Origin of the sequence: Bacteroides sp. (assembly GCF_028690125.1) — a bacterium.
Lineage (GTDB): Bacteria > Bacteroidota > Bacteroidia > Bacteroidales > Bacteroidaceae > Bacteroides.
The window spans coordinates 196,873-222,677 of the sequence record NZ_JAQVBV010000001.1 but is presented as its reverse complement, the minus strand read 5'-3'; the positions used below and the strand labels follow the sequence as shown (position 1 = coordinate 222,677).

Here is a 25,805-nt window from a genome sequence, read left to right as displayed (position 1 = left end):
ATCGAAAAACTGTACTATTTTATAGTCTGACTATGTTTTGGTGTCTTATATGATTACTATTAACTGGTTTGTTCAATAAGATAGCATTTTTACGAGATTTGCTTTTGCATTAAAATATATGTAGAATGTTGGTTTCATGTGGTGAAACTAATGTTTTTTTATGCTTGACATAAAGGGGAGAGATAATACTACCAGAGTCTATTATCAGAGTCTGTCACTTAAAATAAGACTCTGGCTGATAATAATCAATGTCAATAAGTTTTTTGAAATATATGCAGGCTTGTCCCAAAGTGTTTATTTTCTTATTTGGGCGTTCTAAAATAAGAAGATACGTATTCCGCAAGTTTACAGGACTTTATAATAACTAGACTTCTGTAATATTGTGGAATCTGTGTCTAAATGATATAAATACTTGTTTGATTATGTTAGAATCGATGACTGGCTTAGTCTATCTCATAGCTAATGCCTTATTCTCTGCTTCCTCCATAATTTCTCTTTCTCCCGGACCTTTGTCGTTGATTCCACAAAGGTGGAGAATGCCGTGAATGATTACTCGATGTAACTCGTCGTCATAAGAAGTTTTGAACTGTTCTGCATTGGTTCTTATAGTATCCAGACTAATGAATAGATCACCGGATAAGCGGTTGCCTTCACAATAGTCGAAAGTAATAATATCTGTGAAATAGTCATGTTGCAGATATTGCCGATTTACCTCTAGAATCTTTTCATCCGAACAGAAGATATAAGCTATCTCACCTAGCCGTTTTTCATAAGAAGCAGCTACCTTTTTGATCCATTCTGTTGTTTCCCGTTTTTTGATATCAGGCATTTTAATGCCTTCTGATTGATAAGTTACAGCCATCGTAAAAATCTGATTTAAAAAAAGAATAAATAACTGATTAATATAGCGGCTATAATCCCGGAAAAGTCTGCAATTAAGCCGCAAGTAACTGCATTTCGGGTTTTGCTAATTCCTACGCTGCCGAAGTAGACTGCGAGGATATAAAATGTTGTATCCGAAGCTCCTCGTACTACACAGCTCATTCTACCGACAAATGAATCAGGACCGGTTTCTTTCATGGTGTCGATCATTAATCCATTTGCACCACTACCACTGAGTGATTTCATTAATGCAGTAGGAAGAGCTCCAACAAAACTTGTATCAATTCCGCATAAGGCAACCAAGGATCCGATACCTCCTACCAGATAGTCCATCGCCCCTGAAGTACGGAATATTGCAATGCCAACGAGAAACGCAACCAAGTAAGGAATGATACGTACAGCTGTAGTGAATCCCTCTTTGGCACCTTCAACAAAAGAATCATATACATTGATTTTTTTTCTGATTCCTGTCAGGATGAATACAATGATAACGCTGAATAAGATGATATTGGCGATCAATGTGGAATAAGTTCCCATTTCTTCACGTGAGATGTTAAGAAACAGATAAATCAGTCCTGAGAAAAAAAGACAGATAATTCCCATTAATATCAAAATCGGTTTATTGATTAGATTTATCTTTTGAGCGATGCTGACTGCAATAACTCCTACTAGAGTAGAAATGAATGTACTCAACAAAATAGGAATAAATACATCTGTTGGTTGTGCAGCTCCCATCTGCGCGCGGTAGACCATAATACTGATCGGGATAATGATGAGTCCGGATGTGTTGATAACCAGAAACATAATCATTGGATTAGAAGCTGTGTCTTTTCGCGGGTTCAGTTCTTGTAGCTCTTTCATGGCTTTCAGTCCCATCGGCGTGGCAGCGTTGTCCAGTCCCAGCATATTGGCGGACATATTCATAAAGATAGATCCCAGAACAGGATGTCCCTTGGGAATCTCCGGGAATAGCCGGCAGAGCACCGGACTTAGGAAACGTGCCAGCGAATTTATCAGGCCACTGTTCTCTCCGATCTTCATAATGCCGAGCCAAAGAGCCAATACTCCGGTCAGCCCTAATGAAATCTCGAAGGCCGTTTTCGAGGAGTCGAACGTGGAGTTCATGATGGCGGTGAATATTTCCGTATCTCCCAAGAAAATGACTTTTACGAGGGCGATTACAAAGGCTATGACAAAAAAGGCTATCCAAATATAATTTAGAACCATAATCTTTACTTGTATGTGATAGACGGATGCAAAAGTAGTTATAAGGTTTCAAATAAACTAGAAAGGAAGATGCTTTAGTAGGCGATTTATGATTAGCTTACCGAAGGGGCATTGGGAAATGGCATTTAGTTCTTATACCTGTAATGCGTTTACAATAGCATGCATAAGTCAAGAGAATTGTTAATTTTGTATGACGTTAAAAATTAGCTTTGATTTTATGCATAAGCAAAGTAACGTCTTAAATTTTAGATTATAAATGTGTATACAGGAATCGATATCCATTTGAAAAACGGCCGGTCTCCAGTTGATTCTCTGTTTTTTAGTTCTGGCGTTTGAAATAGCCTTTATTTTTTGGATGTTCTTAATCTTTTCTTTATGTTTGCAAAAACATACTTTAAAATACGGATAAAACCAATTGTTAACTATTAAAAAAAGAACATGAAAATTACTATGAAGAGAGATGGCTTTCCGAAAGCCATTCTAGAGCGATCGTTGAAAGCTATAGAGATTGGAGCGATATGCTTTGTGTTAGTTATGTCATCGGGAGGTTGCTCCAAAGAAGATGATGGTAAAAACGAAGGGGAGCCTCCAATAAATGGAGCGAGTATACGCATAGGAAATACGAATCGTAATATGCCTGCTTCGGGTACCATTTATGCTCAGTACGGTGACTCTCCTGTAGGATCGGACATTGGCAAACTGGTAGACAATAAGGTGAATACATATTATCAGACAGAACATAGCAATTTCTATGTGATGTATGAAGCCGACAAGAGTTTACTCATCAACTGCTACACGGTGTGTGCAGGCAGCGGTTCGTCTGCCAATGATCCGAAAGCGTGGGCGCTCAAAGGCTCTAACGACAATGCCACATGGATTGCACTTGACGAACAAACCGGACAGATATTTGGTAATAGACAAGAAGTGAAAGAATTCTTGTTTGAGAACGAGGCGAAATATCGCTATTATAAACTGGAGATAACTGGAAATAATGGTGGCGGTGCAACGCAAATAGCCGAATGGACCTTAAAATACAAAAATGTCTCCTTGCATCCGGAGGAACCGCATTCGGTGAAAATTGATGAATTTTTCACCAATATGCCTACTGTAGGTACGCTTACTGCACAATACTCAGATTATCCGGAAGGTCAGTGGGTGCGTAATATAGCCGATGGAGACAACCGAACCCACTATACAACTAAGCATACTCATTTCTATCTGTTGTGGGAAGGTGAGAGAAGCACGGTTGTCAAATACTATTCAATGACATCTTCGGAAGATGATCCTAAGAATACACCTTCTGCATGGAAACTATACGGTTCGAACGACAAAACTAGTTGGAACATGATTGACCAACGGATGGACCAGAACTTCGGTGACAGGCTTAAGGATAAAATTTACGTATTCAACAACAACGAGGCTTACCAATACTACAAATTAGAAATAGAAGCAAACAATGGAGGAGATTGTACTCAAATAGCTGAATGGACATTAAAAGACGTGCCCGACATTACCGACCTGATGGGATTGGCAGGTGGATACTCGGGAAGCAATCTGACCCCGATGGGTGGACACTATGCTAACCGACATGTTACTACTGAGGAAGACCGTCGATGGTTACTCAATCCGGAGAACGAGTCAGATGAAGTTTATGCATGGGACGGACATTGGAAAGAATTCCCTGTTACTCTTTACCCTTACGGAAAGCCTCTCCCGGCTGATGCCAACCAACATGGCATTGGTAATTGTTCGCTTATAGCTGCACTTGCTTCGATGGCTTATATCTATCCCGACTTCGTACAAAGTCTGATTCAGGACAATGGTAACAATACCTACACCGTATCTATGTTTGATCCGCAAGGTAAGCCAATCAATGTTTGTTTATCTTCAAAGTTCCTGGCAGGTCAAAACGGAGAGATGTTCTGCTGTACCGGTAAGGATAACAAAGCCACATGGGCTACCGTACTTGAAAAAGCGATTATGAAGTGGAACTATATCTTTGAAGTAAATAAGAATACGGGAGGTATAGGAAGCGAGCACGTACCACCGTTGTTTACGGGAGACGGTGACAGCTTTGGTTTTGCTCCTGGAAAACTAACTCCGTGGCAGTTGCAACGCGCTGTGATGACTTCTCTTATGGAAGGAAAAATCGTGGTAGGCGGATTCAATAAGGGAGATCTGGTGGCTCCCGATGGAAGTGGAAAGACCGTCACCGGACACGCATGGACACTGATGTTCTCTGCTGATCCTACTGCGCTGTTCGGTATGCGTAACCCTTGGGGGTTCTGCTACGATGCCAACGGCAAACGTGACGGTGTGCTGAATGTCTTTGAAGGCCAGATGCCTTCCACTATTGACCTGCGTATCATCAACCCGGGTATTGCCGCAAACTCTAAGGAAGGTGGAATATTTGAGCCTTATTACCCGCCCAATTATGCCCCTCAGGAGCAGAGAATCACTCCGGTTTCTCCGATAAAGTAATCTCCTTTTTCGAGATAGGCTTTGTCTGCATGATAGCAAGGCTTTCCTCTGTATGCCGGCGAGACTTCGTCGGCAAAGGTTACCTGACAAAACGGTTTGGAATATCCACCGGACCGTTTTGTCAGGTAACCTCTTTTTTCTTCTCTCTTGTGCGATATGTAAACACAAATTTCTATCTTTGTCATCTATATTGAGACATAGGAATGGAACAGGAAAATTTTGATATACGCGATCATAAACTCAACGCGCGTGAACGTGACTTTGAAAATGCGCTTCGTCCGCTGAGTTTCGAGGACTTCAGCGGACAGGATAAAGTGGTGGACAACCTGCGCATTTTCGTGAAAGCGGCACGCTTGCGCGCGGAAGCCTTAGATCACGTCCTATTGCATGGACCTCCCGGACTGGGAAAAACAACCCTCTCCAATATCATTGCTAACGAGCTGGGAGTAGGCTTTAAAGTCACTTCCGGACCGGTGCTCGACAAACCGGGAGATTTGGCGGGAGTGCTCACCAGCCTTGAACCCAACGACGTGTTGTTCATTGACGAAATTCACCGGCTTTCGCCTGTGGTCGAGGAGTATCTGTACTCTGCCATGGAAGATTACCGTATCGATATCATGATCGACAAAGGTCCTTCGGCACGTAGCATTCAGATTGATCTGAATCCTTTTACCTTGGTTGGGGCAACTACTCGCAGCGGACTATTAACCGCACCGCTCCGTGCCCGTTTCGGTATCAATCTTCATTTGGAATATTATGACGATGATGTTTTGAGAAATATTATACGTCGCTCTGCTTCTATCCTGAATGTACCTTGTTCGGTACCTGCTGCATCCGAGATTGCTTCCCGGAGTCGTGGAACACCTCGTATTGCCAATGCTTTACTTCGTCGGGTACGTGACTTTGCCCAGGTTAAAGGTTCCGGATCTATCGATACTGAGATTGCCCAGTATGCGTTGGAAGCACTGAATATTGATAAGTATGGATTGGACGAGGTCGATAATAAGATACTTTGTACAATTATCGATAAGTTTAAAGGAGGTCCGGTCGGTCTAACTACCATTGCTACGGCTTTAGGTGAAGATGCAGGCACCATTGAAGAAGTATATGAACCATTTCTGATAAAAGAAGGTTTTATGAAACGGACTCCCCGTGGGCGTGAAGTAACGGAACTGGCTTATAAACATTTGGGAAGAAGTCTTTATAACAGCCAGAAAGCGCTGTTTAATGATTGATATTGACTATTTGAGAACATTTTAAATTGTATGTATTATGAAACAATGGAGTGCTTTCATCGTTTTCCTTTTTTCGAGTATCTTTTTATCAGCTCAACAGAGCTATGGAAAAGAAGTCTATGCGAAAGAAGTATTTGTCTCCACCCAAGGAGATTCCTTACCTTATCGTTTACTTCGTCCCGAACCGGTGAAACCCGGCAAAAAATATCCGTTAGTGCTGTTTCTTCATGGAGCAGGCGAAAGAGGACATGATAATGAAAGACAATTGATTCATGGAGGACAGATGTTTTTAAATCCGGTGAATAGGGACAAATATCCAGCTTTCGTACTAATTCCACAATGTCCGGAGGGTAAGTATTGGGGGTATATTGAGCGTCCTAAATCTTTTATTCCTTCCAATATGCCCGTTGAACAACAGATGAATCCCATATTTCGGGCGGTTAAAGAATTACTCGATTCTTATCTTTCCATGCCGGAAATTGATAAAAAGAGAATTTATATCGTAGGTCTTTCGATGGGGGCAATGGGAACATTTGATATGGTTTCCCGCTATCCGGAGATATTTACTGCCGCTATTCCTATTTGTGGCACTGTAAATCCCGACCGTTTATCGGCAGCAAAGGATATCAAGTTCCGCATTTTCCATGGAGATGCAGATGACGTGGTGACTGTGGAAGGTTCTCGCGGTGCATATAAGGCATTGAAAGCTGTTGGAGCCGATGTCGAATATATTGAGTTTCCCGGTTGCGGTCATAACAGTTGGGATTCGGCATTCAATTATCCCGGATTTATGGAGTGGCTGTTTAAACAAAAGAAATAACATTGATTCTTGATACTAATCACAAGTAAACATGGCTGGACTTAAATCATTGGTAAAAGATACTGCACTTTATGGAGTCAGTAGTATCATTGGCCGATTTCTAAATTATTTATTAGTTCCTATCTATGCGACGGCAATGTCCGCTGCTTCGGGTGGATATGGAATCATCACGGTGGTATATGCTTGGACAGCCCTCTTGATGGTCATTCTTACCTACGGTATGGAGACAACTTTCTTCCGCTTTGTAAATAAAGAGACGGAGGTACCTGAGAAAGTGTATTCTACTGTACTGATTATGGTGGGAAGTACCTCTTTGCTTTTTGTCGTATGTTGTATGTTGTTTCTTCACCCCATAGCAGTGATGATGGGATTTGGCGATCATCCCTGGTATGTTGGCATGATGTTGCTGGTAGTGGCAATGGATGCTTTTCAGTGTATACCTTTTGCCTACCTTCGATATAAAAAACGCCCGATTAAGTTTGTAACCTTAAAGATGTTTTTTATCGTCCTCAACATCTTATTAAATCTGACGTATTATGTCATTATGGGAGGTAGCGATGTGTTTTATGCTTTCCTCTTCAATTTGATATGTACTACCATAGTAATGGTGCTGCTTATTCCTGATTTGAGATTCAGGGGAGGATTCGATAAAGCTTTGGCTAAGAAAATGCTGAACTATTCATATCCGATTTTGATATTAGGGGTAGCAGGCATACTGAACCAGGTAGCTGATAAAATCATGTTTGGGTACATCTATCCTGATCATGATAAGGCAGAGTCACAATTGGCCGTATATAGTGCATGTAGTAAAATTGCAATGATTATGGCGATGCTTACTCAAGCTTTCCGTTATGCTTATGAACCTTTTGTGTTTGGTGCGAGTCGGGATAAAGATAATAAAGAGGTCTATGCTAAAGCCATGAAATATTTTATTATTTTTACGTTACTTGCATTTCTGACTGTTATGTTCTATCTCGATATATTGAAGTTTATCTTGGAACCTGATTATTGGGGAGGTTTAAGAGTTGTACCTATTGTGATGGTTGCTGAGATTTTTATGGGTATTTACTTTAACCTCTCTTTCTGGTATAAGTTAATTGACCAAACAAAATGGGGAGCTTATTTCTCATTTACAGGATGTGCAGTGCTAGTACTTATCAATATTCTATTTATACCGGAATATGGCTATATGGCTTGCGCATGGGGTGGTTTTGCCGGTTATGCGGTTGCCATGCTTCTCTCTTATTTTGTAGGACAGAAGAAATATCCGATTAATTATGACCTGCGTGCAATAGGCTTGTATGTGGGTTTGGCGATGATATTGTATGCTATTGGTGAATGGGTATCTATCTCTAATTTAGTACTTCGTCTGACTTTCCGTACTCTACTTTTGTTATTGTTTATAGCATATATCATCAAAACAGATTTGCCATTGAGCCAGATTCCTGTTATTAATCGATTTATAAAGAAAAAATAGTCATGAAAACGGACGGACGGAATAAGTTTGCTGTTAAGTCGTTCTTAAAAAATTATCTCGACTTAAAAAAGGATAAAGATAACGAGTTAGCAACTGTGGATTCAATTCGTAAAGGAGTAGAATTCAAAGGAGCTAATCTATGGATTCTTATTTTTGCCATATTCATGGCATCATTGGGGTTGAATGTCAATTCTACTGCGGTGATTATTGGAGCCATGTTGATATCTCCTTTGATGGGACCTATTATGGGAGTGGGGTTATCTGTCGGTTTGAATGATTTTGAATTGATGAAACGCTCTCTGAAGAGCTTCCTGATTACAACTACATTCAGTGTAACAACAGCTACGGTTTTTTTCTTACTGGCTCCTATTGCCGGTTCGCAATCGGAATTACTAGCACGTACCTCACCTACGATATATGACGTATTTATCGCTCTTTTCGGTGGACTGGCGGGCGTAGTGGCTCTTTCCACTAAAGAAAAAGGAAATGTGATTCCGGGAGTTGCTATTGCTACAGCATTGATGCCGCCTCTTTGTACGGCTGGTTATGGGCTGGCTACGGGAAATCTGATTTATTTTCTGGGTGCTTTTTATCTTTATTTTATCAATTCGGTATTTATCAGTCTTGCCACATTCATTGGAGTACGTTTAATGCATTTTCAACGGAAAGAGTTTGTAGACAAGACCCGCGAAAAAACAGTCCGTAAGTATATCGTACTCATTGTTATTCTGACCATGTGTCCGGCAGTATACCTGACGTTTGGTATTATCAAGAGTACTCTTTACGAAGCTGCTGCCAATCGTTTTATCAACGAGCAGTTGAATTTTGATAATACTCAGGTACTTGACAAGAAAATTAGTTATGAACATAAAGAGATTCGTGTTGTTTTAATTGGCCCTGAAATACCGGATGCTTCCATTTCTATTGCCCGTAGTAAGCTGGAAGCGTATCAGTTGAAAAACTCGAAACTGATCGTATTGCAAGGTATGAATAATGAAGCGATAGATGTTTCTTCTATTCGTGCCATGGTGATGGAGGATTTTTATAAGAATAGCGAGCAACGCCTTCAGGAACAGCAGAAAAAGATTGCTCAATTGGAAACAAGCCTCGAACAGTATAAAGAGTACGATGCGATGAGTCGTACCTTGGTTCCGGAATTGAAGGTGCTTTACCCTTCTGTAACTACGCTTTCTATCGCTCATTCACTTGAAACGCGTGTGGATTCAATGAAGACGGATACGGTGACGTTAGCTATCTTGAAGTTCTCCAAACATCCGTCGGAAGCAGAAAAAGATAAGATCAGTGCATGGCTGAAAGCTAGGGTAAAAGCGAAAAAGCTGAGGCTAATAACAGAATAATGAATAAAAGATAATAGCATGAAACTTAAATTATTCGCAATTGTCATTCTTTCTGTATGTTTGCAGCAGGTGTCTGCTGACGAAGGAATGTGGTTATTGGGAAATCTTAATAAAAACAAGTCGGTAAGACGAGTGATGAAAGAACTTGGATTGAAAATGCCTGTGAATAAGTTATACGATCCCAAAAAGCCTTGTCTGACGGATGCGGTTGTTAGTTTTGGAGGTTTTTGTTCGGGAGTGGTAGTCTCCGAAGACGGACTTGTTTTCACCAATCACCATTGTGGATTTAGTAGTATTCAGCAACATTCTTCTGTAGAACACGATTATCTGAAAGATGGCTTTGTGGCGCATAATTTTCAGGAAGAACTGCCTAATCCGGAACTTTATGTACGTTTTTTGCTTCGTACGGAGGATGTTACGAAACGGGTGCTTTCCGCTGCTAAGTATGCGCAGACAGAGAGTGAACGCAAGACAGTTGTCGATTCTGTAATGAATGTAATCGGGGAAGAAGTATCGAAGAAAGACTCTACTCTGACGGGTACTGTAGATGCTTATTATGCAGGAAATGAGTTCTGGCTTTCTGTTTACCGCGATTTCAACGATGTTCGTCTGGTTTTTGCTCCTCCTTCGTCTGTGGGTAAGTTTGGATGGGACACCGACAATTGGATGTGGCCACGTCATACGGGTGATTTCAGTGTTTTCCGCATCTATGCAAATGAAAATAATGGTCCGGCAGATTATTCCCCGGAAAATGTTCCATATCGTCCGGAATATGTTGCTCCGATTTCTTTGGATGGATATAAAGAAGGTTCTTTCTGTATGACGCTCGGTTATCCGGGAAGTACGGAACGCTATCTTTCTTCCTATGGCATTGAAGAGATGATGAATGGCATCAATCAGGCAATGATTGATGTGCGTGGAATAAAACAGGCTGTCTGGAAACGGGAGATGGACCGTCGGCCTGATATCCGTATCAAATATGCTTCAAAATATGACGAAAGTTCTAATTATTGGAAGAATAGTATCGGAACTAATAAAGCTATACGCCATTTGAAAGTTTTAGAGAAGAAGCGGGAAGCGGAAGCGGCCCTCCGTGATTGGATTCAGGTACATCCGAAAGAAAGGGAACAATTGCTTCGTTTGTTTTCTAATCTGGAACTGAATTACAATCAGCGTCGTGAAACGAACCGTGCTTTGGCTTATTTCGGTGAATCATTTATTAATGGTCCTGAGCTAGTTCAGTTGGCATTGGAAATATTGAATTTTGATTTTGAGGCGGAAGAGAAGCAAGTAGCCACGCGACTTAAGAAATTATTAGAGAAATATGAAAATTTAGACCTTTCTATCGATAAAGAAGTTTTTGCGACTATGCTTGAGGAATATAAAACGAAAGTCGATAAGAAATATTTGCCGGCTATGTATGAACAGATAGATACTTTGTATCATGGAAATGTCCAGGCTTATGTAGACTCTCTGTATGCAACCTCTCAGATCACCTCTCCTAAAGGCTTGGAACGTTTTTTGCAACGGGATTCTACGTATAATCTGATTGATGATCCTGCTATTGTTATGAGCCTTGATCTAATTGTGAAGTATTATGATATGAATCAGAGTATTTCGGAAGCATCCGAGCAGATAGAGCAAAGCGAACGACTGTTTAATGCCGCCATGCGTCGTATGTATGCTGACCGTAATTTCTATCCGGATGCGAATTCTACGATGAGACTTAGTTTTGGTACTGTGGGTGGTTATTCTCCTTTTGATGGTGCTGTCTATGATTATTATACCACAGTGAAAGGTATCTTTGAAAAGGTGAGAGAACATTCCGGAGATATTGATTTTGCCATTCAGCCGGAGTTGCTGACCCTGTTTTCTTCCGGTGATTTCGGACGTTATGCCAATGACAAAGGAAATATGAGTGTCTGTTTTATTTCGAATAATGATATTACAGGTGGAAATTCAGGTAGTGCCATGTTCAATGATAAAGGTGAATTGCTGGGGCTTGCTTTTGATGGTAACTGGGAGGCTATGAGCAGCGATATTGTATTTGAGCCGGAATTACAACGTTGCATAGGCGTTGATATACGTTATGTACTCTTTATTATTGAGAAATACGGCAAAGCAGCTAATCTGATTCAAGAACTGAAAATAGGGCGTTGAAAAGGCGGCTATTGCTAATGAAAGTGATGTAAGGACGGATTTGTCGGGTAAGTGTACAATATTGTCGTGGATTTATTCTGAATTATTTATAAATGTATGCTATCTTTGTGAACGATACAATAGTTTTTGATGCTATTTATCAATGAAGAACATTGAATAATTTATTAGTAATCCGATTTATGAGAAACCAATTACTTCTCCGTGCAATCCCTGCACTTATGTTGATGCCTGTGATTGCCACAGCACAAACGACAGAACGACCGGAATGGAACGACGAAACTGTTTCCGGGGTAAATAAAGAGTTAGCTTGTCAGATAGCCATTCCTTTTGCGAATGAACAACAGGCTATGGATTTAGTTATTGAAGATTCTCCTTATTACAAAACTCTGAACGGTACATGGAAGTTTCATTGGGTAGCTGACCCTAAAGACAGGCCCCAGGATTTTTGTATGCCGGAGTATGATGTCACTCAATGGGATGATATTAAAGTTCCTGCAACCTGGCAGATTGAAGCGGTACGCCACAATAAAAACTGGGATAAGCCGTTATACTGTAATGTCATTTATCCTTTCTGCGAATGGGGTAAGGTGGAATGGCCTAATGTGATTCAGCCTCGTCCGGCTGATTATACTTTTGCTACAATGCCTAATCCGGTAGGTAGTTATCGTCGTGAATTTACGATACCTGATTCTTGGAAAGGACGTGATGTCTTTATCCGTTTTAATGGAGTGGAAGCAGGGTTTTATATTTGGGTAAATGGAAAAAAAGTAGGATATTCTGAAGATAGCTATTTGCCTGCGGAGTTTAATCTGACTCCCTATCTGAAAGCAGGAAAGAATGTACTGGCTGTTGAAGTCTATCGCTTTACGGATGGTAGTTTCTTGGAGTGTCAGGACTTCTGGCGTTTCAGTGGTATCTTTAGAGATGTCTTCTTGTGGTCAGCTCCAGATACGCAAATCAGGGATTTCTTTTTCACTACGGATCTGGATAAAGAATATAAAAATGCCTCTGTCTCTTTGGACGTAGAAGTTACGGGTAAAAAGAGTAATGGCGATATTCTTGTTAAACTAACAGACTTAGATGGTAAAGAGATTGCAAAACAAGTTGCGTCTGCTCAAATTGGGAAAAATCATATTGAGTTTGATGTGATGAATCCTCTTAAATGGACTGCGGAGACTCCTAATCTGTATAATTTGACGATTTCATTGAATCAAAAGGGTAAGACAACGGACATCCGTAATGTGAAAGTCGGTTTCCGTAAAATAGAATTTGCTGGTGATGGTCAGATGCTGATCAATGGAAAATCAACGTTATTTAAGGGTGTTAATAGGCATGACCATAGTCTTGAAAACGGTCGTACTGTTTCTAAAGAAGAAATGGAAAAAGATGTGAAGTTGATGAAATCATTTAATGTCAATGCGGTGCGTACTTCCCATTATCCAAACAATCCTTATTTTTATGATTTGTGCGATAAATATGGTCTTTATGTTCTTGCGGAAGCGAATGTGGAATGTCATGGTTTGGGGGCCTTGTCTAATGAACCTTCATGGGAAAAGTCCTTTACGGAACGTAGTGAAAATATGGTGCGACGTTACAGAAATCATGCTTCTATTGTAATGTGGTCATTGGGAAATGAGTCTGGAAATGGAATCAACTTTAAACCGGCAGAGGCTGCTGTAAAGGCATTGGATAAAACACGTCCGACTCATTATGAAGGAAATAGCTCCTACTGTGATGTAACCAGCTGTATGTATCCTAGTGTAGAGTGGTTGGAAAATGTAGGAAAAGAGCGTTTAGAGAAGTCACAGAAAGGCGAGACGGTGAAACCTCATGTTGTTTGTGAATATGCTCATGCAATGGGTAACTCAATCGGTAATTTTAAAGAGTATTGGGAGACCTATGAACGTTATTCGGCTTTGATCGGAGGCTTTATCTGGGACTGGGTAGATCAGAGTATTAAAGTTCCTACTCCTGATGGTACTGGCTATTATATGGCTGTTGGAGGTGACTTTGGAGATAAACCGAATGATGGTAATTTCTGTACGAACGGTGTCATATTCTCTGACCGTACTTATTCACCCAAAGCTTTGGAAGTGAAAAAGATACATCAACCGATTGCTGTTGAGGCTTTAGGAGATGGAAAATATAAAGTGACCAATAAGAGATTTCATGCAGGTCTGGAAGATTTGTACGGTAGATACGAAATTAAAGAAGACGGCAAAGTTATCGCTTCCGGAAATTTGGATGAGTTACAGTTGAATGCGCAAGATAGTAAAGTTATTACTATTACCGAACCTTCTATTAAGAAAGTTCCCGGAGCCGAATACTTCATTAAGTTCAGTTTCCGGTTGAAGAATGACACTGATTGGGAAAAAGCCGGTTATGAAGTAGCCTCCGATCAATTTAAAATTTCAGAAAGCGAAAAACCTGTATTTAAGGCGAAAGATGGCACTATTCTTTGTACACAGACAGAGAAAGGTTATCTGGTAAAAGGTGAGCGTTTTGAGGCTATATTTTCAAAAGAAGACGGAACAATTTCTGCTTATGTATTGGATGGAGTTCCTTTGATAAGCAAAGGTTTGGAACTGAATGTGTTCCGTGCACCTACCGATAATGATAAGCAAGTGGATGGAGACTGGCAGCGTAAAGGACTGTATAACATGGCTCTGGAACCAGGTCAATGGGAGATGCGTCAGGAAGATGGTAAAGTGATTCTGGCAATAAAGAATACCTATAAAGGAAAGTCTGGTTTTGACTTCCAGACAACGATTGAATATACGGTGGCTCCTGATGGATCTATTCTGGTAAATAGTACGATTATTCCTACTATGAGTGGAGAAGTCATTCCTCGTGTAGGCTATCGTTTGGAATTGCCGGAAGGCTTTGAGCGGATGCGTTGGTTCGGTTGTGGACCATTTGAAAATTATGTAGACCGTAAAGATGCTGCTCACGTAGGTATATATGATGATGAAGTTTCCAATCAGTGGTTGAACTATATCAGATCACAGGAGATGGGTAACCACGAAGATGTTCGTTGGATATCTGTCACTAATCCGGATGGAATAGGCTTTGTGTTTGTTGCCGGAGATAAGATGGCTGCTTCTGCATTGCATGCAAGATCACAGGATATGGTTGATCCTAACGATCTTAGAAAACTGCATCATAGATATGAGGTGCCTGTAAGCAAAGAAACCATTCTATGTCTGGATGCAGAAAATCGTCCGTTGGGAAATGCAAGCTGTGGTCCTGGTCCGATGAGAAAATATGAACTCTTTTCACAACCTACTGTATTTAGCTTTATGATGTTACCTTTGGAAAGGAGCTATTTACAGGACGAATTGGCTCAAAAAGCACGTGTCCGGATGCCGGTATGTATGCCTGTTTTGATTGACCGGGATGGTGACGGCTATCTCAATTTGAAGACAAGCACTCCGGGGGCTAAGATATATTATAGTCTCAACGGTGAAAAGTATAAAGAGTATGCAGGTGCTATCGAATTTATTTCCGGTGGTAAAGTACAGGCATATGCTGTTTCTGAGAATCTGGGTAAAGGTATGGTGACGTCTGCTGAGTTGCCTATCTATGTAGATCGTTCAAACTGGAAGATTGTTTCTGTAAGCAGTGAGAATAAGGGAGAAGAAGCAAAGAATGCCATTGATGGAGATCCGAATACAATCTGGCATACCCGTTGGAGTGAAAATGTTGCCAAACATCCCCACGAGATCGTTATAGATATGGCTTCTTTGCTCGAAATAGATCAATTTATCTATCAGCCGCGTAATTCTGAGAATGGACGTATTAAGGATTATGAGCTATGTTTCAGTAAGGATGGTAAGACTTGGGAGAATAACGTTAAAGGTACTTTCGAGAATTCTTCTTCCTCTCAAATCGTACATTTGAAAAAACCGGTTACTGCGCGTTACTTCAAATTAGTTGCTTTGTCCGAACTGTATGGTAGAGAATGGGCTTCGGCTGCCGAACTGAACGTTAATGTTACTAAGAACCTGTCCGGAGTGTCCGGTAGTAAGCAAAGAGTAGTATATGTAGACAGTGATGGCGACGAAAGTATGAAGTTGGCTGCTGACGGTAATATCAATACTTATTGGCACACGGTATACAACCAATTCTATCTGGCTCCTTATCCTCATGAAATACAAATGAGTCTGTCTAAGGAAATGAAGGTGAAAGGTATTAAATATACACCTCGTCAGGATTCGTCAGAGGGACGGATAGGTAAATATGAGGTGTATGTCAGTCGTGATGGAAAAGAGTGGGGGAAAGCGGTTGCTTCTGGTACTTTTGCCGATTCCAAGGATGCTCAGACAGTTGAGTTTACTCCCTGTTCAGCACGTTACGTAAAACTTCAGGCTTTGTCAGCTTGTGCTAAAGACGATAAACGGGCTACCGTAGCGGAATTAGAGATTCTGATAGAGAAATAGAAGCTGGTTTATTTAGCTCTTTTCTGTTGATATATGCCCAGTGTGGTGAGTATATAGCTCCATCACGCTGGGCATATATATTCACCACACTGTATATGTATATTCACTAGTCGATCTATATTACTGCTCAATAATTAATTCCTTAATTATAAAAAAACGTATTTCTCACTTTACTTTTTTTATTAATCTGTATTTTGAAATATCATTATTAATTTTATTATCTTTGCTCGATTGTTAAATAAAACCCTAATGTATTTATAAAATTGAAGAAAGACATGAAACAAACATTCTATTGGTTAATACTACTCTCCATTATTTTTGCAGGGTGTGGTAAAGATGATGACAATACAACGACATCCCAAAAGGAAATTGTCGGTTATGTTCAGAAAGGTCCCTTTGTCATAGGTACATCTATTACTGTGCAAGAATTGACAAATAAACTTGTTCCTACCGGAAAATCCTTCGAAACTCAAATTAAAGAAGATAATGGGAGCTTTCAATTGAGTGGAGAATTCTCACAAGAATATGCCGAAATTATAGCTAATGGGTATTACTACAATGAAATAACCGGAAAGCTTTCTGATTCTCCTATTACTTTACGTACATTATCCAAAGTAGATAATAAAGCTAGTATTAATATTAACGTTCTTACCACTCTGCGGACTCCCAGAGTTAAAAAGTTAATATCAAGCGGAATGACCTTCGAAAAGGCAGTAACTCAATCTCAAAAAGAAGTACTAAAAGCGTTTAATATTGAGAATACAAGTAATAATAACTCCTTTGATCAGTGGAATATCGCTCAAAAGGGTGAGGATAATGCCATTCTATTGGCAATCTCTTCGATTATGCAATATGGAAAAAACGAGGCTGCCTTGAGTGAGTTTATTGCAAAAGTGGGAAACGATATTGAGAATGATGGAACTTTGAATGCACAGAACCTGAAAGAAAATATTACGAATAGTGCATCTTCTATTGATAATAATCAGGTACAAGAAAATCTGCGCAAAAGGTTTGAAGAACTCAATATGACTGATGTGTCAATTCCTGATTTTTATGGATATTTGGATAGTGATGGCGACGGGGTGTTAAACGGTATGAAGCCTTATGTCAATAGTCCGACCGATTATATTTATTTACGGAAGGGTGAATTGACTTATACCTTAAAATGGGCGGCTAATTGTACTCCTAAAGTAGTTCTTCCGGCTGGATGTGATTGGATTCAGATTAAGGAATGTACGAGTGAGAAGATGGTAATTACTCTTACGAAAGCCAGTCAAAATCGGAATGTTGTGTTAGGAGTCTATTCTTCTGACGATGTACTGCAAAAGGAAATTACAGTGGAACAGCAAGGCGAGGAAATGTTTTTCCAGATAACTATGCGTACGGATGTTGCCCCTAGAGCCAATTCATACAACTTCTTTGATGATATAGTTTCTGATATCAGTATCATTGCGTTTGACAAGGATGGTAAAATGTTGTTTATGAAAAATGAGAAGAACCCTCAAATTTCATATAATACATATAAATGTTACGTTAAGCTTGACAACAAAGCGAATGAGAATTGTACGATTTATACGATTATCAATTCTCCTTATGATTTCTCTGGTTTTCAGGGTACTCTATCCGAGTTCCGTAGCACACAATCAAATGTGGATTTGAGTAAAGCTACTAATCTGGAAAACTTCTATATGGGGCAAACTGATAATTGGACGATAGATAATTCGTTGGATCAGAATCCAAATATAGAGAAACCGGCTCCTTCAGTAATTATGCAACATCCTATAGTAAAGGTGGAATGTGCTGTCTCTTTTGAACATGGTAACGTTCCATTTGAGAAGGTTCGTTCGATTAAAGTAAAAGGAGGGGTATATTATACTCAGGGAAGTTTCTTTAATAACATGACGGAAAAAAGCGCTGATATGACGCTGAATACTTTTGTAAATAATGAATGTGTCTTTTATTTATATAATGATTCTTTCATAGAAAGTTTTGACCTTGTGCTGGATGAGACTGGCCATTCGTATGATGATATAGTTATGCCCAAAATAGAACTGAAAGCGAATAAGAAGTATCGATTTATATTGAATGTATATAAGGATGAAGTAACAGTTTCGGTTATGACTACTAGTCATGATGGAGATATTGCCCCGGAATTATAATCTTTCAGTATATTAATTTTGATGTGTTTGTGGAGAAGTAATATTGTAATTCGCACTATATCACGAGAGTGAAATGGTGAAGCTATCTAAAAAGCTTTGAATTAATAAAAGAAGTTGTCTAACAACTATAAAAGCATCTCTGCGAATTGAATATTTGAAAGTAACCGCATATAGAAGTACGGATTAAAACATATGAAAATGGACTGTCATAAGATATTGTTAGACAGTCCATTTTTTATTTTAGCTATTTATCGGATAGTCTTTTTTACAATAGTTTTATCCTCAATACTTATCCACATACGTTTTCTATGAGAATTTTAAGTGTAATTATAGACAAAGATATATATTTTATTCTGGTGCAGTTGTAGGACCTTCTACATACAATCGTCCGTTTTCATCTATACCCATTTTATCGATAAAGACTACTCGCTCGTCTCCTGTTTTTGCTGTACGGCCATGATAAACACAATACATCTGTTTACCGTCTTTCGACCAAGTAGCACTGTTGTGTCCGGTCCCCGTCACAATACCACCTTTTTCTATATTTTTTTCCAGCACAGGATTGTCAGGCGATTTAATAAATGGTCCTAGTGGGTTTTTAGCTGTAGCATAGCCTACTGCATAATTCTTTCCTCCGAAGTAATTAGCCGAATACATCATATAGTAAGTATCCCCTTTCTTAAAGGTATAAGGACCTTCTGACCAGCGACGATTAACCTCACCTGTAGTTACAGAACGGCTTTCCCATTCAGATTGTTTATCGTCTAACTTTACCGGAGGACGAAGCAGCAAAACCGGTTCACCGATTACCTCTGTTAAATCCGGTTTGACCTCAATACCATAAATCCAGCTTTCTTCTATTTCATCAAATTTTCCTTCTTTTTTGGCTTGTTCTGCAATTTCACTTTCTACTGGATTTTTATAGCAGCAGCGGGAATAATACAAGAAGGTACGTCCGTCTTCAGTATCTATCAAATTACCGTCGATTGCAGGGTAGCCCGGGTCGAACAGAGGAGCCGAAGATAGTTCTTTAAAAGGACCAGTCGGTTTGTCCGCTACAGCTACGCCAATACGGAAGTTTTCTAATTCCTTTGTCGGGTTTACTTTCCAGTCTGCACTGAACAACATATAGAACTTACCATTCCGTTCATATACTTCGGGCGCCCAAAAATTGGCAACTGCCCATGAACCCTCGATGTTTCCGCGGTAGACTTGCCCTTCGTCCTTCCAATTCACTAAATCAGGTGAAGAATAGACACTAAATCCATCTATAGCTCCTCCACCGGTTCCATACATGTAATAAATACTGTCTGAAGCCAGCAGTACATAAGGATCCCCAAACTTAACTGGTAACGGATTTATGGATACTGTCGGTTCGGATGAATTTTCCTTCACCTTTGTCACACAAGAAAAAAGCAGTAGGCTTACCAGAGCAAATGCCCAGATTGCGAGTTTATTAACCTTTCTCATCTTCATTTCTTTAATTTATGTTGTTTATACTTGTTGTCCACTTAGGAAAGGGCTTTATCACTTTATAGTTTAAAATCGTTCAAAAATAATAATTTAATCCCTTTCATGCTAGTAATTCAAAGAATTCTATCATCCGAATGACAGTTTGATGTATGTTTAGATTATTAAGCAGATGTACTGACTCTCAATTTGAAAGAATACTATGCAGAATGGAATGATAGAAAAATAATAAATTCGCTTTAGTTACTTCACAAAAAGAGTCATATTCATATGTATTCTAAAAAAAACATCTAACTTTATAGCAATTTCTAATTACACTTATTTTTAACCTTAAAAAACGAGTAGACAACATGAGCTCTAAAATGACTCGAAAAGACTTCTTGCGTTTATCTGCAATTGGCCTTTCTTCTTTATTTGCACCTTGGTCAGCATCTGCTGCTCCGGTTCCAGCTTCGGGAAAATCTAAAAAAACTGAGGCAAACGATAAAATTAATGTTGGTTTCATCGGTCTGGGACAGCAGGCAATTCATCTTATGGCGGGTTTCATTACCATCCCTGATGTACGTATTGTAGCTGGATGTGACGTTTATGACATCAAACGTGACCGTTTCAAAAACCGTGTGAACAAGTATTATGCTGATCAAGGTATTAAGAACAAGTTGGACATGTATATCCATTATGAGGAATTACTTGCCCGTAAAGACATTGATGCCGTGGTTATTGCGAGTCCTGACCATCAACATGCATTAATGGCAATTGCCGCTTGCCGTGCGGGTAAAGATATATATATCGAAAAACCACTTACATTCACCATTTACGAAGGACAGCAGTTGGTTAAAGCCGTTCGTGAGAATGCCCGAATTTTGCAGGTGGGTAGTATGCAACGTTCCATGAACGAATTCATCCATGCTGCCAATGTTGCCCGCGAAGGTATGTTGGGTAAAATATCACTTATGAAAGCTCATGTGGGAAATGGTCCGAAACCATACGACCTGCCGAAGCAAGAAGTTCCTCAAGGACTTGACTGGGATTTGTGGCTGGGTCCTTTAGATACAAAATGGCATTATAATCATGAATTAAACCCATTGATTAATGAAAATGGTGGTGATGAATGTTGGGGAGCATGGCGTTGGTATCAAGGAATGGGTGGTGGTTATACTACTGATTGGGGAGCACATATGTTCGATATCGGTCAATGGGCTATTGGAAAAGATGGTTCTGGCCCGGTAGAGATTCTTCCACCGTCAGCAAGTCCTTATGACTGTCTTACTTTCCGTTATGACAACGGCATCGAAATGACTCAACAGAAATTTGATGGTGGTAAGCAAGGAATTAAGATTATTGGTGAAAATGGTTGGATTCAAGTTTGTCGCGGTGAGTTTCTTGCTTCTTCCCCTGAATTTATGCCTAAGAAGGTCGATGAAAAGGCTGTTTATGAAACGAACGTGCCACATTATCAAATCTTCATCGATTGCATTCGTTCACGTCGTGATCCAAATGTTCCTGTCGAAGTAGGGCATAGTTCTTGTACAGTATGCACATTGGGTAATATCGCCTACGAACTCAATAGACCTCTGCAATGGAATCCTATCGTACAGAAGTTTGTAAACGATCCGGAGGCAACAAAGAAGCTTCATTACGACTATCGTAAACCTTATACTTTGGGATAATATTTCCGAAGAAAGACAAAAAAACGACGGAAACACTTATGTTTCCGTCGTTTTTTATAATCAATAGTAATCAGATATCAAAGGACTTATTCCAGAACGGCTGCAAATCCTCCGTTTCTAGCCATTCTAACAGAGATTTTCTGCCCTTTCTTAACGTCTGAAGAATTAATCCGGTAATCCATTGCCTGATGTCCTGCATTAACACCATCTTCAAAGGAAGTAACACGATAAGTTTTATTATCTTTCAAGAAGTCAAGACTAATTTCAAACTGTCTTTCATTTTCTTGATTATTGGTCATTCCTCCGATGTACCATTTCTCTCCTTTACGTTTGGCTACAATCACGTATTCGCCTACCTTAGCATCCAGGGCAACTGTCTCGTCCCAAGTAACAGGAACCTGAGTAATGAAACGTGTGCAGTCTTCATTGCGATAATATAGGGTCGGATTATCTGCCAACATCTGTAGCCCGCTTTCGAAAATAACAAATAGAGCCATCTGATAAGCACGTGTGCCTATACTAGCTGAGTTTGGACGTTCTGAACGGTAGAGATTAGGTTGCATACTGATCATAGCTCCGGGAGTATAGTCCATTGGACCTACGGCATTTCTCATGAAAGGAAGATAAACACTATTGTCTGGCACACAACCACCCATTTGCTCCATACCTCTCACTCCTTCGTAGGATAACACATTCGGATATTTATATTCCAGACCTGCCGGTTTGAATGAGCCGTGGAAATCGACGAATAGATGGTGCTTTGCTGCTTCCTGAGCCACTCGCTCGTAATAATTAACCATCCACTGATCGCTACGATCCATAAAGTCTATTTTAACTCCTTTTACTCCCCATTCATTGAAAGTCTTAAAGAGCTCAAAGTTGTTTTCCACTGCTAACCAAGTCAGCCATAGAACGATGCCTACATTCTTTTCTTTTCCATAACGGATCAATTCATGGAGGTCTACATCCGGATTAGGAGTATAAGGGTCACGGGTACTTTTTGCCCAACCTTCATCCATTATGATATAAGGTATACCGAATTTAGATGCAAAGTCGATGAAGTATTTGTATGTTTCCAGATTACAACCTGCCTTAAATGTCACATCCTGTCCATAAGGAGTAGCTCCGTTCCACCATTCCCAGCTTACTTGTCCGGGTTTGATCCATGATACGTCCTGTAATTGGTTTTTGGTAGCCAATTTGTAGGTCATTGTGTTTTCTAATATCTGTTTATCTTCTTTCGTAATCACGAAATAACGCCATGGAAACTCCCTCTGTCCTTTAGTTTTCGCGATATAGTCTGCTTCTTTCAGGATTTTGAGACTACGGTCACCATCGTCACCAAATTCGAGTGGTACTTTAGGGAATGCAGAAGTAACACCGTTATTTCCTGTACCTTGCAAAAACATACAAGGATAGTCTGACAAGTCAGATTCACTGATCAGGATTTTGTATGATTTTCGTGTATCAATAAGCATAGGAAGGACTGTTCTTTTGTCTGAAGGTTTCCATGATGTACTGGTAACGTGTGAATATGGTTCTTCATAAGCAGTTTTGAATCCACCCGGCTGTTGTAAATGTAACAGATACTCTGCAGGAAATTGCAAAGAGAAATCTTCTCCAAATACTTCGATATCTCCCTTCTGGCGAGTGATAAAACGATAAGCTATTCCATCGTTGAAAGCGCGGAATTCAACAGAATAGTTGCCTTTAAAATTAAGTAATAGCTGATTATATTCATTGCTTACCGATGAATATTTTAATGGCACTATAGGAGTTAATGTTTCTTTGACACTTGTTCGTTTCTGCCCTGATAGTTTAGGTTGCTCTCCTAAAGTTTGATTTTTCAGTTGGAGTTGGAGAGAGTTGTCTTTCAATAAAACATCATTATTACAAGATAAGTCATAATAGATTTTATCGGCAAGACGAACAGATACTTTTATATCTCCATTGGGAGAGAGTAGTTCAACACTCTTTTGTGCCTGTACGTTCACTGTTAGATAACAGGCGAATAGGGATAAAAGAAAATACTTTTTCATTTTTGTTAGATTGTTATGGTGTTATATTCAATGTTTGATGTCTAGTCTTGTAACATCTGCAAATATAAGTATTTTATTATTGCAGATAATTCTTGATTCTGCAAAAAATGACTATTTGAGTAATAAAACTGTCTCAGTGCAAAAATTAGTTCGTTGAATTATAGTTTAACGAAAGTATAAGTATAGTTCAATGAATTAAACTGAATAAAGGGAGAACTCATTTATTCCATAAATACAGTTTAACAATAGTATGAGAATATGTATCGGTCTTAATACACAAGTATTTTTATCTCTAAAGCAATGGCGCCCTCCAGTACAGCTGGTATATACTGAAGAGCGCCATTAGAATAAAAGAACTATTTTTTATTTTCCTACAATAGGAAATTCTGATATTCGGAGAGTTGTGCAACCGTAAGGAATTAATGTAATCTCCTTTTCATCCCCTTCGGCGCCACTACAAAATGAGAAAGGCTGAGGACCTGCCATTTCATTGTAAAGTTGCCAGGAAGGTATTAATCTCGCTTTCATTTTAATTTCAATAGGCGCGTTCTCTGTATTCCACGGGAATACCGATTTTTGTTTGGCTGAATCTATATTAATCTTGGCAACTTCATTCACTTTGTTGCGGTCAAAGCTAATAAGTCCATAATTCCATGAATCAGGTGAAGTGACTTGATAATAATAAGGACCGTACCATGGTTCGTTAAATTCTTTTTTCTCCCATTTTTCATCCATCTTTAATGCATAAACTAACGGACCTCTTTCTATTGCTACTGAGTTCTCATACCAAGTACTAGTTGATATTTCCATTTGGAAATGTAAATCAATCCGGTCATTCTTTGACCATGTGCGATTGATTGCAACCATCTTTCCTCCTTCGGCAGATTGATCTGGTTTTCCATTGATACATATCTCTGCCTGTTTGCACCATTTGGGAATACGCAAATAGAGTGGAAAAGTAGTTTCTTTCTTTTTATTTTTTATATCCTGAATAGTAAAACATACCTTTTCATCCATTGGGTAATAAGTATCTTCACTCATAGTTACCATACAATCATCGCCGACTTTAGCAGTCACTTCCGAAGGAGAATAAGCCATCACTGCAAGTCCGTTATCCGGAGTAGCATACCATAAGTTTTGTGTGAACTTAGGCCATCCCTGATGCATATTTGAAGCACAACATGGATATCCGGTCAATATTCCGTAAGTCAGGTCTGTGCCTCCGTGTTCTTGGTCGAAGTTTCTACGGTGGCGGCTTACCATTACCTGATTAGCTTGTTGGAAGTATTGTTTGGTCATGAAGTCATCTGATATCTGTGTCGGCAGAGCGTTAAAAGCAATCCGTTCCAAATGGTCGGCAAAGTCAATATCACCGGTTATTTCCATCATTTTCTCCAATGAATACATCAACTCGACTGCCGAACATAATTCGGAGCCCTGAGTAGGACAGTTTCCGTGTAATGCTTCGTCTCCACCATACATACCTTGTGGTTGTCCATGGAATTGGCGGATATCTTTAAATGCTTCTTTTACGGCATTTATGTATTTTTTGTCGGCCTCCTGTTGATAATATATCACCGGTTCTTTAACTCCTTGAGCCAGATTCACGCAGTGAATCGTGTTTATTCTCTTTAAATCACCCCGTTGTACCATATCCACAAAGCTGAAGCTTTGGTTATGAATCAATTTACCTAAATCGAGTAAGAATGATTCTCCTGTGAGATTATATAACCAATATACAGCTTGAAGATTGTCACAAGCGCGGAACTCTGCCCAAAAACTCCAATGTCCCAGTGGCTTATCGGGTAATGTATTTAATTGATATTTGAAATAACGAGTCATGAATGATATAATCCGTTCATCACCGGTAGCCGAATAATATTGCTGTAAGATTTTCAGGACTACCATTCTGGGCCACCAATCGTGTGAATTGTCACGTTGAAGTCCCGCTTCTCCGGGATAATCTTTTTCCGGTCCGAAAAATCCATCTTCGCGTTGGCTTTTCAGAGCCCATTCAATCCAAGGCTGTACTTTCTCTTTTAATTCCTGGTCATTCAAAATGTAAGCCAGGGGGAGAAGTCCGTCAATCCAATAGGGCCCCCTTTCCCATTGGTCTCCGTCTCCCCCTAGCCACCCATTGCGGCTCCCCATTACTTGTGGATAAAGTTCATCCATATGCCCTGTTGCACCGTTCTTTTGGCGCATTAGCATTTCGTGTAACCATCCTTTCGCTTTAATGCTTCCTAACGGAAGTTCAATAAAAACTTTACGTTGTAAAGGGTAGCGATTATTTATATAGTGGTTGTGTTGTTGTCGAGGTTGCTGCTCGCTACTCCATAATGAAGAGTAGCAAACAACACTCATAAAAAGTAAAAACAATCTTAATAC

The 25,805-nt window shown here is 39.7% G+C and carries 15 protein-coding genes; 9 read left to right on the top strand and 6 right to left on the bottom strand.

The window, feature by feature from the left end:
* Positions 1-448: 448 nt before the first annotated feature.
* Positions 449-862: an rRNA maturation RNase YbeY gene (gene ybeY / locus PHO71_RS00870; protein ID WP_300197512.1), complete on the bottom strand. Its 414-nt coding sequence runs from the start codon at positions 860-862 to the stop codon at positions 449-451.
* Between the two features lie 14 nt (positions 863-876).
* Entirely contained in the window at positions 877-2,109 is a 1,233-nt protein-coding gene (locus PHO71_RS00865; protein ID WP_300197509.1) for a nucleoside recognition domain-containing protein, read from the bottom strand.
* Between the two features lie 438 nt (positions 2,110-2,547).
* Between PHO71_RS00865 and PHO71_RS00860 the strand changes: the two genes are divergently transcribed.
* On the top strand, positions 2,548-4,590 hold the full coding sequence (locus PHO71_RS00860; RefSeq protein WP_300197506.1) for a discoidin domain-containing protein: 2,043 nt from the start codon (positions 2,548-2,550) through the stop codon (positions 4,588-4,590).
* Here the strand turns inward: PHO71_RS00860 and PHO71_RS00855 are convergent.
* Entirely contained in the window at positions 4,551-4,775 is a 225-nt protein-coding gene (locus PHO71_RS00855) for a hypothetical protein (RefSeq protein WP_300197504.1), read from the bottom strand. The two genes, PHO71_RS00860 and PHO71_RS00855, sit on opposite strands and share 40 nt — an antisense overlap.
* A gap of 18 nt (positions 4,776-4,793) precedes the next feature.
* Between PHO71_RS00855 and ruvB the strand changes: the two genes are divergently transcribed.
* The 7 genes from ruvB (at position 4,794) to PHO71_RS00820 (ending at position 18,238) form a co-directional block, all read left to right on the top strand.
* Positions 4,794-5,825, top strand: coding sequence for a Holliday junction branch migration DNA helicase RuvB (gene ruvB, locus PHO71_RS00850; protein WP_300197501.1), 1,032 nt, complete (start codon positions 4,794-4,796; stop codon positions 5,823-5,825).
* Positions 5,826-5,862: 37 nt separating this feature from the next.
* Positions 5,863-6,645: a dienelactone hydrolase family protein gene (locus tag PHO71_RS00845; protein ID WP_300197498.1), complete on the top strand. Its 783-nt coding sequence runs from the start codon at positions 5,863-5,865 to the stop codon at positions 6,643-6,645.
* A 31-nt stretch (positions 6,646-6,676) separates the two neighbouring features.
* Positions 6,677-8,122, top strand: coding sequence for an oligosaccharide flippase family protein (locus tag PHO71_RS00840; RefSeq protein ID WP_300197495.1), 1,446 nt, complete (start codon positions 6,677-6,679; stop codon positions 8,120-8,122).
* A gap of 2 nt (positions 8,123-8,124) precedes the next feature.
* Entirely contained in the window at positions 8,125-9,480 is a 1,356-nt protein-coding gene (locus PHO71_RS00835; protein WP_300197492.1) for a TIGR00341 family protein, read from the top strand.
* Positions 9,481-9,498: 18 nt separating this feature from the next.
* Complete coding sequence (locus PHO71_RS00830; RefSeq protein WP_300197489.1) at positions 9,499-11,640, top strand: S46 family peptidase; 2,142 nt, start codon at positions 9,499-9,501, stop codon at positions 11,638-11,640.
* Between the two features lie 179 nt (positions 11,641-11,819).
* Positions 11,820-16,079 carry a glycoside hydrolase family 2 TIM barrel-domain containing protein gene (locus tag PHO71_RS00825; RefSeq protein WP_300197486.1) on the top strand — a complete coding sequence of 1,420 codons (4,260 nt, stop codon included), beginning with the start codon at positions 11,820-11,822 and terminating at the stop codon, positions 16,077-16,079.
* Positions 16,080-16,354: 275 nt separating this feature from the next.
* On the top strand, positions 16,355-18,238 hold the full coding sequence (locus tag PHO71_RS00820; protein WP_300197483.1) for a hypothetical protein: 1,884 nt from the start codon (positions 16,355-16,357) through the stop codon (positions 18,236-18,238).
* Positions 18,239-18,586: 348 nt separating this feature from the next.
* Here the strand turns inward: PHO71_RS00820 and PHO71_RS00815 are convergent, their stop codons facing one another.
* On the bottom strand, positions 18,587-19,708 hold the full coding sequence (locus PHO71_RS00815) for a glycoside hydrolase family 43 protein (protein ID WP_300197954.1): 1,122 nt from the start codon (positions 19,706-19,708) through the stop codon (positions 18,587-18,589).
* Positions 19,709-20,058: 350 nt separating this feature from the next.
* Between PHO71_RS00815 and PHO71_RS00810 the strand changes: the two genes are divergently transcribed.
* Positions 20,059-21,378: a Gfo/Idh/MocA family oxidoreductase gene (locus tag PHO71_RS00810; RefSeq protein WP_300197480.1), complete on the top strand. Its 1,320-nt coding sequence runs from the start codon at positions 20,059-20,061 to the stop codon at positions 21,376-21,378.
* An 86-nt stretch (positions 21,379-21,464) separates the two neighbouring features.
* On the opposite strand, the gene PHO71_RS00805 is transcribed toward PHO71_RS00810, so the two are convergent.
* The gene (locus tag PHO71_RS00805) at positions 21,465-23,417 is read right to left on the bottom strand and encodes a glycoside hydrolase family 97 protein (RefSeq protein WP_300197478.1); all 1,953 of its coding nucleotides are present in this window, start codon (positions 23,415-23,417) and stop codon (positions 21,465-21,467) included.
* Positions 23,418-23,780: 363 nt separating this feature from the next.
* Positions 23,781-25,781 (bottom strand): beta-L-arabinofuranosidase domain-containing protein, encoded by a 2,001-nt coding sequence (locus tag PHO71_RS00800; RefSeq protein WP_300197951.1) that lies wholly within the window; start codon positions 25,779-25,781, stop codon positions 23,781-23,783.
* Between the last annotated feature and the right edge of the window lie 24 nt (positions 25,782-25,805).